This is a genomic window from Haliea sp., from assembly GCF_040222615.1.
Classification (GTDB): Bacteria; Pseudomonadota; Gammaproteobacteria; order Pseudomonadales; family Halieaceae; genus Haliea.
Window position 1 is genome coordinate 1 of record NZ_JAVKCQ010000074.1, and the last position, 15,238, is coordinate 15,238.

The 15,238-nt window shown below is 61.4% G+C and carries 9 protein-coding genes; all 9 read right to left on the reverse strand.

Going from position 1 to position 15,238, the window contains the following annotated elements; all coding sequences use genetic code 11:
- A partial coding sequence (locus tag RJQ10_RS06785) for a serine hydrolase domain-containing protein (RefSeq protein WP_350144927.1) occupies positions 1-1,158 on the reverse strand: 1,158 nt, incomplete at its 3' end.
- Positions 1,159-1,175: 17 nt separating this feature from the next.
- Positions 1,176-2,540, reverse strand: a complete 1,365-nt coding sequence (locus RJQ10_RS06790) for an amidohydrolase family protein (protein ID WP_350144929.1) — start codon at positions 2,538-2,540, stop codon at positions 1,176-1,178.
- A 41-nt stretch (positions 2,541-2,581) separates the two neighbouring features.
- Positions 2,582-4,978 (reverse strand): S9 family peptidase, encoded by a 2,397-nt coding sequence (locus RJQ10_RS06795; protein ID WP_350144931.1) that lies wholly within the window; start codon positions 4,976-4,978, stop codon positions 2,582-2,584.
- Positions 4,979-4,987: 9 nt separating this feature from the next.
- Entirely contained in the window at positions 4,988-7,120 is a 2,133-nt protein-coding gene (locus RJQ10_RS06800; RefSeq protein ID WP_350144933.1) for a TonB-dependent receptor, read from the reverse strand.
- A 173-nt stretch (positions 7,121-7,293) separates the two neighbouring features.
- Complete coding sequence (locus tag RJQ10_RS06805; protein WP_350144935.1) at positions 7,294-9,687, reverse strand: TonB-dependent receptor; 2,394 nt, start codon at positions 9,685-9,687, stop codon at positions 7,294-7,296.
- Positions 9,688-9,790: 103 nt separating this feature from the next.
- Entirely contained in the window at positions 9,791-10,777 is a 987-nt protein-coding gene (locus RJQ10_RS06810; protein WP_350144937.1) for a FecR family protein, read from the reverse strand.
- The gene (locus RJQ10_RS06815; protein WP_350144939.1) at positions 10,774-11,307 is read right to left on the reverse strand and encodes an RNA polymerase sigma factor; all 534 of its coding nucleotides are present in this window, start codon (positions 11,305-11,307) and stop codon (positions 10,774-10,776) included. The genes RJQ10_RS06810 and RJQ10_RS06815 overlap by 4 nt, the downstream gene beginning before the upstream one ends.
- 944 nt (positions 11,308-12,251) lie before the next feature.
- Positions 12,252-13,340, reverse strand: a complete 1,089-nt coding sequence (locus RJQ10_RS06820; protein ID WP_350144941.1) for an IS5 family transposase — start codon at positions 13,338-13,340, stop codon at positions 12,252-12,254.
- Positions 13,341-13,927: 587 nt separating this feature from the next.
- The coding region (locus RJQ10_RS06825) for a polymer-forming cytoskeletal protein (protein WP_350144943.1) at positions 13,928-15,238 on the reverse strand (1,311 nt) is incomplete at its 5' end.

A 15,238-nucleotide genomic window follows, 5' to 3' on the forward strand; every position in this document is an offset into this window, starting at 1 on the left:
ACGGCCGCCGGGCGGCGAGTTGAACGTCACGAACAGACCTACACCAGCCTCGGGCAGCAGCATCAGCTCGCTCTTGAAATCCAGCGTGGAGCCACCGTGGCCGATGGTACGGTGGCCATTGATCCAGGTTTCATAGAAGCCGAGGGCGATGCCGTTCAGATGTGGACCCGGGCTCAGGGCCCGGGTGTGCATGAGGGCAACGGTCTCCGGTTGCAGGATCCGCTGACCGCGATAGACCCCTTCCTGCAGGTGGGCGATCATGAACTTCGCCATGTCGACGGCGGTGCTGGACAGCGAACCCGCCGGCGCGACATTACCCAGGAACTCTTCCGGTTGCACCTCCATGCCGGCACCACCGTCGCGATAGCCCTGGGCCAGCTGCGGTCGCAAAGACGCCGGCAGTGGTTCACGAAAGCTACTCTGGTCCATGCCCAGAGGGGCAAAGATATGCTGTTCCACATAGTCGTCGAAGGACTGTCCACTCACCTCCGCCACAATCAGGCCCGCCAGGGCCGTACCCCAGTTGGAGTAGGCGACACCACTGCCTTCGTCGAAGTTCCGGGTCGGTGAGCGAACCCGCGCCGGGGTATGCGCCGCCAGTGTCTGTGCCAGTGGCTGCAGTTCAGTCTCGTCGCGGCGAATCAGGAACCCGGCCCAATTATCCTCGAAACCAGCGGAATGGGTCATCAGGTTGCGCAGGGTAACGGGTTCGGCAAAAGTTGCCGGCAGCTGCAGCACCGTGAGGTAGCGATTCACGTCAGCGTCCAGGTCCAGGCGGCCCTGTTCCACCAACTGCATCACCGCTGTCCAGGTGATCAGCTTGGACACCGAGCCTGGCTTGAACAGCGTCATGGCGGGATCAACGGTGACCCCCGCCTCCAAATCCGCGTGGCCATAACCGCGGGCCAGCACGATCTCGCCGCCCGCTACCACCGCCACCGCGCCACCGGCCATGTCCAGGGACCGGAGCTGAGCCGCCATGGCGCCATCCATGAATGCCGCCAGCGCCTCGCGATCGTCCAGGGGCACCGGGTCCAGTGGTCGCGGCGTTGCTGGCAACGTCTGGTAGGCAAGCGAATCGCCTGCACTGCCAGTGATTGGCAGCAACAATAAGAGCAGGCAGAGACTGCCTGCCAGACGCAAGTCAGATAATTTCACAAATACTTTCCTCGTTGTCAGGGGGATGCTTGGGGCGGCAGCGCAGCCCGCAGGGGCTCACTGTGCAGGAGACCGTCGGCCACCAGCAGGCGGCCGTTGACAATCACCGTATGCACGCGAGCCAGGTCTCGCAGTTGCCGGTCGGGCTCACCCGCCACCAGCAGGATGTCCGCCAGCTTGCCTGCCTCAAGCGTGCCCAGCCGGTCGCCCATGCCCAGAATATCGGCGCTGACCCGGGTCGCGGCCTCCAGGGCTCCGGACTCGGTGAAGCCAGCACGCACCAGATTTTCCAGTTCATCGATGTAGGCCGTGGGAAGGTAGTCGGACCAGTCGACAATCAGGTCGGTCCCCACCCCGATCCGGATGCCGGCGCGTTTCATGGCGCGCGTCATCTCCAGGATACTGTCCTCGGTCAGGGTGAAACGGCGGGATGTAGAGCCGTAATAGCCGCCGCTCTGGCGAATAATGTACTGGTAAGGCACCAGCGTGGGTACAGCCGCGATATCCTCTCGCGCCATCGCCCGCAGAGCCGCGTCGCTGCGGGGCAGCGGGTGTTCGATGACATCGACCCCGGCGGCAATCGCCATATCGATGTACTGGGTCTCCGCATCCACCGTGACTGGCAGACCAAGTGCGTGCGCCTCCGTCACCGCCGCAGTGATTTCCGCCTGCGAATAGTGGCTACCCAGCTTGATGACGTCGGCGCCGCGCTTGAACTGGGCGCGCACCGCATCGCGCCACTCATCGGGCCCGCTGGCCTCCCACACCGGAGCCTGCGCGTGGGCAGGAAAAGTGCGCAGGCCGAACCCCTCCGTGCCGTGGCCACCGCGGCCGGTGATCAGCTGGCCGGCGGGAAAGACTCGAGGCCCGGCGATCCGGCCGCTGGCCTGCCAACGCTTGAGGACAAAGGGTACCTCGCCGTGTGAAGCCAGGTCCCTCACGCTGGTAATCCCCGATTGCAGGTACTGGTGCATCCGCTCCAATCCTCGCAAGGTGCCGTCAGCCACACTTTCCGCCGACAGGGGAGCAGGCAGGCCGAACTGCCGCACATAGCTGAGGTGTGTATGGAGGTCAATCAGGCCGGGCAGTACAGTCAGCCCGGTGGCGTCGACATGCACTGCCGAAGACGGCCAGTCCGACTCACCCGGCGCCAGGATGGCTGTGATGGTCTTGCCTTCCACCACCACGGTCGCCGGCCGCGCAGGCGCGCCGGTGCCATCAAACACGCGCCCTCCCTCCAGCACCAGAACGCTATCCGGGGCGTTGTGCCCGGGCGGTACCGGCACCCGCTGGACATCGTCGCTGGTGGCACTGCCGTCCCGATACCAGCCCTGCCGATCGTAGGGAGCAGTGCTCGCGCCTGCAGCTGAGGTACACAACAAAAACAAGACCGACAACAGCAGACTACGGGTCGGGCAGCGCATCACGCTTCCTCCCCTTCATTCCCCGCGCCCACCCGGTATCCGGGAGGCGGTGTCCCTCCCAGCAAGTGGTTAACGAAGTAGTCCCACAGGCGCCGGGTGAAATAGGGATTGCCCATGATGCCGTGGTTGACGTTGGGCATCAGCAGCAGATCAAAGTCCTTGTTGTGCTGGATCAGCGCATCTACCACCCGCATGGTATGAGCCGGGTGCACGTTGTCATCCATGTCACCGTGGGCGAGCAGAAGCTTGCCTCGGAAGTCGGCGACATTGTGATAAGAACTGGCTTCGGCATAGGTCTCGGCATCGAACGGCCCCTGGTAGGTTTCCCCCCAGAGGGACAGGTAGATCCGGTGGTCGTGATTGCCCGCTGAGGCCACCCCCACCCGGTAGAAGTCGGGATAGTCAAACAGCGCCCGTACGGTGGCAAAGCCGCCGCCGGAAGTGCCATAGACACCGACCCGTTCCAGATCCATGTAGGGCCGGCTGGCGGCGAGACCGCGGATAACGGCCACATGATCCTCCAGCGAACCCGCACTACCGAGATTGCCGTAGGACACGTCCCTAAACGCGCGCCCGCGCAGCGGCGTACCGCGGCCATCAACCGTCACCACAATAAAGCCAAGCTCGGCCAGCGACTGCGCCTGCATGGGATCATCGAAAAAGCGCTTGCTGACCCGGTTGATCTGGGGGCCGGGATAGATGGAGTCAATAATCGGATAGGACCGTAGCGGGTCGAAATCCGCCGGCTTGAACAGGGTGCCGTAGAGCGGGGTCTCGCCATCGGCGGCCAGCGCGGAAAACCGTTCAGGCAGTACCGGAGCCGGGCCGTCGAAGGCCGCGAGCTGTGCAGTTTCCAGCTCCAGCACAACCTGGCCAGCCCGGTCCCGGACCACGGTGACGGTTGCCAGATCGGGTCGCGCATAACTGTCGACAAAAAAATTGCCGCTGGATGCGAAGCCGGCACCCTCGGGCCCCGGTGCCGATGGCATTAACAGACGCGTTGCGGGAGCAGCCGCAATCCGGACCTGGTGATCCGCATCCTCCGGCGTCAGCAACTCGAGGCCGCTGCCATCCAGCCGCACCCGGTACAGGCCACGATAGTAGGGATCACTGAAACCCTCCTGGCCACTGGCAGTGAAATACACCAGTCCGGCGTCCTCGTCCACATGCAATACGTCGCGGACCATCCAGTTCCCGGAGGTTATTGCATTGTGCAGGTTGCCGTTGCGATCGTAGCGGTACAGATGGCGCCAGCCGCTGCGCTCCGAGCTCCAGATCAACTCGCCACTGGCCAGCACCCGCACCTGCGGCGCCTGGCCCACGATGGCGTAGGGCAGGTTGTAGACATCACTGTCTTCGGAGATCAGCAGGCGGCTGACACCGCTGTCCGCAGCAACCACCGACAGGGTGAGAGTGCGCTTGTAATCGCGATTGTCGAGTACATACAGGGCCTCGCCCCCTGGCGCCCAGAATACCGACTGGGCACTGATCGGATCGGCATGGACAGACTCGACCGGTGCATGTGCCACCTCGACAGCCTCGCCCCCTGCCAGATCCAGGATCACCAGCTCGGCCATCGGCTTGGGCTCCCCCGGAAAGGGATAGCGATAACTGTACACCCGGGGCCGCAGGCTGGCATCCTCCGGCACGCTCTGCAGCAGATGCAGAGGGGCTACCGCTGCGCGGTTCAGGCGATAGGTCAGAAAGCGGTTGCCATCGGGTGAGAATAGCCCCAGCGGCGGCAGGCTGATCCCCATGCGCTGCAGCGTGACTTCAAAGGTGCTTGATTCCGGATAGCGACCGTAGGGCTGATCGACATTGCCATCGGTGGTCAGCGCCCGCTCCTCTCCCGTTACCTGGTCGCGCTGCCAGAGGTTGAAGTCCCGCAGGAACAGCAGTGAGAGGCCGTCCGGTGTCGGCAGCCCTGTCTGCTCGCCCGGGGGCGGCGGCGCCGGACCGGCGGTCTTGCAGACCGGCCGCGCCGGGTCGCAGTCCAGCAGGGAGCCCCCCGCCAGTACCAGAGGGATGGCCTCACCCGGCCGGAACACCAGGGTTTGCAGCGGCAGAGCGTCAGCGGATACCGTCTTCTCCAACGTCGCTGCCAACACCCGCGCCATCCACTGGTGGTCGAAGGCGGGTTCGATGCTGCCCGCCGCCGGGTCCGCGATCACGAAGCGCGACCCACTGTCATCAGTGCGCCGGTACCACAGGCGATCGCTGTTCGGCAGCCACTGGTGCTGCAGGTCATTATTGTGGACCGAGGCCGCAATGTTGGCGGGCAGATAACGCTCGGCCCGGGCATAGGCGGCAGCCGCGTCAGTCGCCGCAGCCTGGGCCAGAGGCACTGTCAGGGCCACCGCCAGGGCTGCGACGTGTACTACAGAACATCCCAACATGTCGGCTCCTCAGAAGCTGAAACCGAGACGGACACCCACCGTCAGCGGCCGCAGACTATTGACATAGTTGGGGGTGCCACCGCCATTGGTGAGAATGTAGCTGTCATTGTTGCTGAGGTTCTCGCCGTAGAGGGCCAGGTTCCATTTGTCGGCCACCAGCCCCACCGCGGCACCCACGTTTTCATACGACTCATTCATGGCAAAAAATGGATTGCCACCGTTCATGCCGAAGTCATTGGGCGAGGAACCGACATACTGCACATCCGCCCGAGCGTACATCTGCTTGTCGCCAAAGGCTGCCCAAGTATATTGGATACCGCCAGACATCTTGAAGTCGACCGAACCCGGTAGAGTCTCGCCCTTGGTGGCCGCAACAATGATATTGTCGGCAACATCGGTCATCTCTGCCTCCTGGAAGGTTAACGCCAGATTCAAATTCAGTCCTTCAACCGGCATGGTCTGCAGTTCGATCTCGACCCCCTGGGAGCGGGCATCGCCGGCGTTGGCGATGAATGTGCGCATGTCGGAAACGCGGGCACCGTTGACCTGGATGTCAGTCCAGTCGATGTAGTAAAGCGCTAGGTTGGCGATCAGCCGACCCTGCAACCAGCTGGTCTTCGCACCGAGCTCATAGTTGATGCTGGAGTCCGGGTCGTAGGCCTCGGGAATCACCAGGTCGTTGGGGTCGGTCAGGCTCGGCCCCTTGTTGGGATTGACCTGGCCGATGCGGTAGCCGCGGCTGACATTGGCATACAGCATTATGTCGTCGCTGGGATCATAGGAGATGCCCGCGCGCCAGGTGTAGTCGCTGTCGGTGCCGGTGTTGCGGAAAGAGAGATTGTCGACTTCAAAGGTGACGAAGTTGATCGTGTTGCGGTCTGGCTCCGAGTAGCTGACCTCGGTGTCAAAGACACGAATACCGGCCTCCACTTTCCAGCGCGGGGAAAATCGGTAGCCGACATCGGCAAAGGCTGCCAGCTCGCGGGAGGTGGTTTCGATGTCCGACTGGAACAGGTCATCGGTGGGGATGAGGCCGCCGAAGGCCGCCGACAATCCCGGCGCTGTTACCAGAAAGGCCGGATCGGTGGTACGGTCGATGAAGAACCCGCCCACCAGCCAATTCAGAGCCGAGTCGGTATTGGAGACCAGGCGCAACTCCTGGGTGACGAACTCGGAATCCCAGGGGTCACTGACGTTGAAGCCGCTGACACCCAAACCCAGGAAATCGCCGAGGTCGGCGTAACTGGCGGTCTCTGACGTCTGGAAGCTGGTCGCGGAGAGCAGCGTTGCGAAGTCGGGAAACTCGTACTCCATGGTCAGGCTGTAGTTGGTCAGGGTCGAGGGCCTCGCCTCCGAAATCGCCGATGACTTGCGAAACTCGCCCAGGTCGGGATTGAAGGCATCTCCGTCGTCGGGATCGCTGTCCTGGTAAATTACCTCGAGTTTGGCGTAGAACGCGTCGCCGGGGCGCCACAGAAGGGCCGCGCGGCCTCCGCGATCATCTGAACTGTTGCGGCTGCCACGGGTGATGTTCTTAACCCAGCCCTCCTCGTCCCGCTGGTAGCCCACGAGACGTAAAGCCAGGGTATCCTCCAGCAGGGGAATATTGACCATACCGTCGTAGCGCTGGCGCTGGTGTCCCCCATCCGTGACGCCGATATCAATACGCCCGTCCGCCGCAAAGGCCGACGGATCCGGCTGCCGGGTCAGGATACGTACAGTACCGCCCAGGGAGCCGGAGCCAAACAGGGTTCCCTGGGGGCCGCGCAGGACTTCAATCCGCTCGACATCGAACAGGCGCAGGTCGGGCTGGACGATGGCGCCAAAGGTATCGGTCACCGGAGTCTCGTTGATATACACCGATACCGGGTCCTGGGTATTACCGCCAAACAAAGAGGTGGTGACGCCGCGAATATTGAACACCGAACGGTTCTTCACAGCCTGGTTCAGGGTGACGCCAGGTACTCGGCGGGCGAAGTCCTCGAAACTGTCCAGCCCCAGACGCTGGATGTCGGCGTGAGTGAAGGCCGATACGCTGGCACTGACGTTTTGCAGTGATTCCTCGCGCTTGCTGGCAGTGACGATAACCTCTTCCAGGCGCGATGCCTGCGCCGCCGCGGTACTGTCTTCGGCGGTTGCCAAAGCGCTGCCGGCCAACACTGAGGTGCGGCCACGCCAATCACGGTGGCCCGCTGCCGGAAGCGTCTGGTTCCAGTTGCTGATACTTGTCTGTCCACGGAATTTCCCTCTGTTAAGCAGTTTTATGTGTGCTTGCCAGAGGTAGAGACGCGGCGCGCCGGAAATGTGGCCAGAATTCAGTAAAAAAACTTTAGCCGGGTACCGATAGTACGTGGACGCAGGCTGTTGACCCGGCTGCCGCCGACATAGCTGTTGCGCAGGATCTGGTCATCGTTATTGGTAAGGTTTTCGATATAGAAACCCAGTTGCCAGCGTCGGGCCACCAGGCCCATCCTGAGATTGACATTACTGTATGCCGCATTACGCGGCGTGCCGACGGCACCGGAGAACCAGGCCGGTGATGCGCCTACGTACTGGGCATCCATGCGGGCGTAAAGCTGTCTGCCGCGTGCTGCTGGCCACTCATACTGCAGCGAACCGGCGATCTTGAAATCGGCGGAACCCGGCAGGGTATCCCCCGCGCTCGCACCGGCGCGCAACCCGTCTTCAAGCTCAATGGAGCGGATGCTGGCGTCCTGCAGAGTCACTGCCAAATCGGCACTGAGACCAGGTAGCGGCTCCACTGCCACCTCCAGCTCCAGCCCTCGCGATATCGCACGGCCGGCGTTGGTGATGAAACTGAGTCCGTCCGAGGGCCGGCTTGCATCGATCTGAATGTTATCCCAGTCGATATGATAGAGCGCCAGGTTCAGCAGCAAGCGCTGGTCGAACCAACCGCTCTTGAGGCCGACTTCGTAGTTGAGGGTGGTATCTGGTTCGTAGCTCTCGGGAATTTCCTGCCCTGGCGGCGAACTGCCCTCGGCGGCCTGGTTGGGATTGACCTGACCGATGCGGTAGCCCTTGCTGACGCTGGCGTACAGCATGATGTCCGCATCGGCCTCGAAGGACAAGCCGGCGCGCCAGGTCAGACCGTGATCGGTGTTGTCATTGGCCAGTGCAAACTCCTGGAGCGCCAGCGTGTCTAGGTCCAGCACCTGGCGCCGGGGTTCCCGGTAGTGAACCCGGGTATCGAACAGGCGGGCACCCCCAAAAAGGCGCCAGCGCTCACTGGCCTGAACACCCAAGTCCCCGAACACAGCAAGCTCCTGAGATTGCAGCCGGATAATCGAACTGATCAGGTTCTCTGTGGGCAGAGGCTGCCCCAGCTCCTTTGCGAGACCCGGCAGGCGAATATTGAACCGGACCATGCTATTGCGATCGACAAAGACCGTCCCCGCCACCCAGTCGAGTCGCTCCTCGCGGGCGCCGAGCAGCCGGAATTCCTGGGTAAAAAAACGAGTGCGCCAGGGTTCGTGTTCGGCGAGCAGTGGCACACCCAGACTGGTAAGTGCCGAACCCTGGGTAAACACAGCGGTAGCGGATTCCTGGTAGCTGGTGGCTGACAACAGGCTGGCAACACCAGGGATCTCGTAGTCGATGGCAAGGTGATAGTTGGTCAGGGTCGAAGGTCGCCCCTCGGGAATCAGGGAGGACTTGCGGAATCGCCCCAAGGAGGGGTCCCAACTATCGCCATCCTCCGGCTGACTGTCCTGATGAATCATTTCCAGATTCAGCGCTAATCGCTCTCCGGGCTGCCAGCGCAGGGCGGCCCTGCCACCCCAGTCACGGGTGCTGTTATCGGTATCGAGAGTGATATTCCTCACCCAGCCAGCCTCGTCACGGTGATAGCCCACCAGCCGCAGGGCGAGCTCATCCGCCACCAGCGGCAGATTGACCATGGCATCATAGCGCTGACGCCAACCGCCGCCATGTGTGCGGCCCAGATCAACCCGACCTAGTGCCTCACGCGTGCTGGCATCAGGCTTATTGGTGATAATCCGCACCGTCCCGCCCAGGGCGCCGGAGCCAAATAGTGTACCCTGGGGACCACGCAGGACTTCCATCCGATCGATATCGAACAGTCTCAAATCAGGTTGTACTACCGCGCCAAAACTGTCGACGAGGGGGGTCTCATTGAGGTAGACCGACACCGGGTCCTGGGAATTGCTGCCAAATACGTTGGTGGCGATACCGCGAATGGTGAACACACCGCGGTTGCGGTTTGCCTGGAACAGCATGACCCCGGGCAACAGCCGGCCAAAGTCCTCGATGGCATCGACGCCGCGACGCTCAAGGCCAGCGTTGGTCAGCACAGAAAGTCCGATAGGAGTGACCTGCATTCGTTCCGGGCGCCGGGATGCAGTCACGATGACTTCTTCGCGCACAATGGTGGCCACCTCTACATCTTGCGGTTTGGGCTCGCTGGGTATCCCGGGGACGACGGCGACACGGTGTTCAATCACCACCACCTGGGGGGAAACGCGCCGCGCATTCAGCCCGGACCCAGCCAGCGCAGCCTGCAGCGCTGAATCCAGTGTATGACGCCCCTGCAGGCCGGGGCTGACAATGCCATGCACCAGTTCGGAGGAAAAAATAATCTGCACACCAGTCTGGCGAGCAATGGCCAACAGTGCCTGCTCGAGGCTACCCGCGGCAATCGCGATGGCTTGCGGTGGTTCGCTCGCGGCCACACAATGCACCGCAGACCCTCCAGTAAAAAGCAGGATCAGGAGCATCATCCGCGCCCAGACCGACACCTTAAAGGCCTCTCTCAGCACCGCAAACTGCAGGCAATCAGGTTGCGGTGATCACGATCCCGCCATCGGCCGCATGGACCACGGCGACGGGGAACGCAGCCGCAAGCCCCTCCAGGAACGCATCTACTTCACCGACCCGGAAAATGCCACTCACCCTGAGGCCGGAAAGGTCTTCACCACGGAATTCGATCCGCCTGCTGGTATACCGGCTGACTTCCTGAATTACCGCCGGCAAGGCGTCGCCAGTAAAACTGACCACACCGGAGCGCCACTGCAGAAGTGTCTCCACGTCGACACCGCTGTCCCGGAAAGACACGCCGCGACTGTCGAAGTCGAGAATTTCGCCGGCATCGAGTACCGGTGACGGGTTTGCTCTGGGCGAATCTCCCGGCGACACCGTCACCCGACCTTCGCTGACCGCCAGCCTGACTCTTTCGTTTTCCAGACTGCGCAGCGCGAAGCGGGTACCGACCACGCGCACTGTGCCGGCCGTCGTTTGCACTTCGAAGGGTCGCTCTGCGTCGCGACGCACATCGAAAATTGCTTCACCCCGGTCGAGCCGCACCTGTCGGCTCTTTCCGGTGTAGTTGATTTCCAGCACGGTGTCAGTGTTCAGAAACACGGTGGACTCGTCCGCGAGCACCACAAGCCTTTGCTCCCCTATCACTGTCTGGTAGCGGTCCCCAGCACCCATAATGGGCCAGAGCAGGGCAGCACCCACCAGTAGCACGATTGAGGCGGCCAGCGCCACCCACCGACCGTGTCTCTGGGGCAGCGCGCGGCGCTGCAGCTCGGCGGGGGACTCTTCCACACGGCCGCCAGTCCAGAATTCGGGCACTGCAGCGGCACCCCAGAGCACTGCGCAGTCCGCATAGTCGGCCTCGTTCCCGGGCTTCAGCAGCCACTGTTCAAAGCGTGCCATATCAGTATCGGTGAGATCGCCGGCACTGACTTTCTCATACCAGTACGCGGCCTCCGACACCGGCCCGATGGCGCTGTCTTCCCGCTCCGATGCGGCGTTCATGAGGAACTGCCCAGTGCATCCTGCAAGCGTGACAACGCCTGCACCACCCAACGCCGGGCCGTACGCTCCGACACCCGCAACTCCGAGGAGACCTCGCGGTAAGTCATACGATTGACCCGATGCATAAAGAAGGCCTGGCGCTCACCGTCGCTAAGCGTGTCACAGGTACTTTGCACCAGACGCAATTGCTGGCGCAGGGACTCGACCTCCTCAGGAGATGGCCCTTTAGCTTCCAGGGTGTCATGGTCCAGCGACACGTGCAGGTCCAGGCTGCGAACGTACTTCTTGCGCAGGCCGTCATTGACCAGGTTGGTAGCCACCGTGAAAAGGTAGGCCTTCTGGTTCTGGCAGCGACTCTCCAGATCCGGCTGCCGTGCCAGGCGGAGATACAACTCCTGCATCGCGTCGGCCACATCCTCCGGCTCGCGCAACGCCCGCCGGAAAAAACCGAGCATGGATTCGCGGTGCTGCATGTAGAGGCGAAACGCAAAGCCCTTCTCGCCTTCCCTAACGGCGGGAGGATTCCCCACCGGAGGGGAATCTCCTGTCTGATTTTCGACACCTGGATTCACCCGATATTCCCGTCTGACACAACCCGATGCTCGGCAATATACACCAGATGAGTGGGCAGGTCATTGGTGAGGTCGAAGCTGACGTAATGCACCCCAGCTAGCGAGTTAATGACATTAATGCGCAACTCCGCTGCAGCCAGCGGCAACCAGAACCTCCTCAGCGGGCTCGATCAGGCAGTACCACTAGACTCCGGGACAGCACCTACTTGGGCACGATACAGGTATCTATGTTATCCACCTGGGGAATACTCGCAAGAGCGTGTCTTTCATGGCTGGATCACTGAGGTTGTAGATTAACTGCAGGCGATGCACCCGCAACATGATCGGTTAAGGCGGGCGACCATTCCCGCCCCTGGGATAATGGCTCCTGAGCTTCTTCTCCAGTTTGGCCCAGGGATATTTTTCCATCCATTCCAGAAAAATCTCACGCCGGTTTTTGCGCTTCCTGTTGGCAAACTCGGCCTCGGCGAAAGTCGTCTGGGTCATGCTGAAATACCGTTGTTTGGGCACGGTGTACGATTGAAACATTCCAGAGTTATTCAGACTATCCCTCGGAAACATAACTCCTAACGTGACTCATTACTTACATCGAGAAAACAGAGTCCGCCACTCCCTGGGAGGCGTGCTTGCGAATCATGTATTTGCACCTTACCTGATCATCTTCGTTGGTCTTTTCGCAGCAACTGGTTGTACAGCGCTAGCAGGCTGCTGAAAAAGGCATGATTTTGACGCACTCAATTTTCTCGTCGTTCCATGTCCCAAGTTTGGTCAACGGCGAGCCGGATTCGTGGCAACCTCGCCGGATTGAGGATTCGGGGCCGATTTCCGGTGTGACACGGTCCTTCATGGCGTCTATCGCCTCCATAAGCCGCTCATGGGCGTTATCGATTTCCCGCATCCTGTCACCACGCCGCCTCGGGCAGCAGATTCCTTATACGCACCAGATTGTAGGCAGCCATCACCCTCAGAAAGTCCTGCCTTACCCGAGTCAGACCTCTGAACTTTGTTTGTCTGATTCCGCCGATCTGCTTGGCCCAGCCGAAGGGCTCCTCCACCCGTTTGCGCACCCGCTGGCTAATTTCGTAGCCCGCATGACGGGTCGCTCTTCCGTCTATCGCAGAGCCGCCGGAACGCTTCAGGTTTTGGGCAACGTGCGGTGTAACATCCAGGAATCTCAACACATCGACAAACTCCCGTGTGTCATACCCTTTGTCAGCTCCCAGTGTCGCCCCACCTTTCAGTACCGTCGCCATGTCGATCGCTGCATCGCGCTCGGCAGTACCGGTAGCCAAAGTGAGATCGGCATTGACCAGCAGGCCATTGCGATTCTCCATGAGGGTGTGTCCGGTGTAGCTGGGGCGCGCTCCCGTACCCTGGCCCTTGGACGCGAGCAGGGCCTCGGGGTCCGTGCGCGAGGCATGGGTCTTGTTGCTGCGCTTCTCGCCGTGGAAGTTGCGACCCGCGTTGCGTCCGACGCCGTCAGGATTGTCGTCGTCCGAGCCATCCTTGCGGCGAACACTCTTGTGGGACGCCCAGGCCGCGATCAAAGTACCATCAACGCTGAAATGGTCGTTGGACGTGAGGCTACGCCGGCGCGCCATCTCGACGATTTCCTCGAACAGGCGGCGCCCGATGTCGGCCTGCGCCAGCCGGTCCCGATTCTTGGAAAGGGTCGAGGGATTCCACACGGGATCGTCAACGCTCAAGCCCACAAACCAGCGAAACATCAGGTTGTAGTCCAGCTGCTCCATCAGCTGCCGCTCACTGCGGATCGAATAGAACACCTGCAGCAAGGAAGCGCGGATCAGTCGCTCAGGTGGGATAGACTGGCGACCGCAGTCGGCGTAGATCTCGTCAAAAATCTGGTCCAGATTGGTCAACGCTTCATCGACCAGCTTGCGCATCCTGCGGATAGGGTGGCGCTTGGGAATGCGCTGCTCCAGCGACACATAACTGAACAAGTCACCGCCTTCCTGGTAATCACCGCGCATTGTTTGGCCTCCAACCTGCGATTGCGCTATTTTCTCTCATTCGAGGGACTTTTTCAGCAACCTGCTAGGTCTCGAGTTGCTGAGTGAGCTTGTAGGCTTGCTTTGCGCCTCTGAACTCGCCTGGCTTCTTAGCGATGCACTCCTTCGCCACGACGCTGAAGGTGAGGGCCTTGGACTGTTCAGCAATCAGGGCAGATTTTGGGACCCTGCGCTCTGTCACGGGGCCTATTCTCTTCCAGACCCAAACACCTTGTTACTACTATAGTAACAACATAAAAGATGAGATTTGATAATAAAGCCTGAAACAGGCTAAGACAACAAAACTTGTTTTTATCCTATTTTTATAGATACTTTAAGAAACATTGCGACTGCGTGATATTGCGCCGCGGCGGAGGCCTCCGGTACCATTATACTTGGGCTCTCCCGGCTCTCTGACTGATTTTGTCGCTGATACCGACGATATCAAGGCCCTGAAGACCTGGCAATCTCCAGACCAGGATCCGCGCATTGTTGTTCTCCTCGCTTTGCTCAGTATCGCGGAGAAATCCAGGATCGCACGGGGCTTTTTCCATGGATCACTTAGTCGTTCAATCGCGCCTGAGAAGCCCCGTCAGTGTGAGCACCACAACTGCCGATAGCGCGGCGCCGAACAGGCCGAAGAGACTGTGCAACGTCAACCACAGCCAGCGCGCGGGGCCGTCGGGCACGAAACGGCAGAAGTCATCCTGGCCGAGGTGAATCACCGGCAGAGCGAAATCCAGCGCATAGTGCAGAGTATCGAGTCCGGGACACCCCAGAGGGACGGCCTTTGTCCCGAGCCCGAATGGCAGTACATAGGTTGTGGGCTCGGGAGCTTGCTCGAAGGGAAAAAACGCCTGGTCGAAGGCAGCAACGGCCCCCGTATACATGGCTGCGCCGAACAGCACGAAAAGCAGAAAGGAAAGCACCGCGCGACTGGTGGAGTAGCCGTGATGACTGACCAGCATGAGCAGCTGCGGGAACAGCCGCAGCCAGGGTCGGTCGACCCGGGCCGCAAGCCGCATGCGGATCTTTTCTACGGCGATGGCATCCGCCTCGCGCGACAGGCCGCTGTTGCGCAGCACACGGGTCAGCTGCTCGTAGGGCTGGGGGCGGTAGCTGGTGGCCTCGGGACGACCAGCGCAAAATTGGCGCCGGAGCCACGCAACGCGCTTGCTCACCAACTCGCCCTGATCGAGGTGCCGGATGCGCTGGTAGGAGGTGCCGTCGAGGTCAATATAGCCAGGCGCTGGCCAGCCAGTGTCCACGCTATCGATCAGGGCATTCATCTGTGCGCCGGCCAGCAGGAACCAGCCCTCTATCGGGGTAATCTCATCCTGCCTGAATACGCCGTCTGCTTCCGGCGCGCCGACGTTGAAGAGGACCAGCGAATTCGAGATGCGGATCTGCTGCGCGTTGAGCGCTACCATTCCCCCGCGGCCCAACAAGCCCGAATAGTCCGGCCCGGGGCTGAGTCGTGCATTGGTCACAAATAGACCGCCGCCGATCACGGCAGTGAGAAAGTTGATGCGGCCGTGGGATTCAAACGGCAGGTCCGGCAAATCGCGCGTCAGGAACACCGATTCAACGACCAGGTCCTCGCAATGCAAAGTGCGCCCGCCGGGATTGACCAGGCGCGCGGAGCCGCAGTTCAGGTCGCCGGTGATCTGCGCCGCGACCAATGCCACTTCGCCGTGCACCTCGCAACGGTACCCCTCGCCGGGCAACAAGTCGACATTACCACCCACAGTAGCTGATCGTGCGCTGAGGGCGGGCTGCCCATCCACCTGCAGCAACGCGCCACTCAAGTTCACCCCAGCGTCGATGCGGGCACCGTCCAGACGAACGCTCCCCGTGGCCTGAAAGCGCCCCTGAGGGCC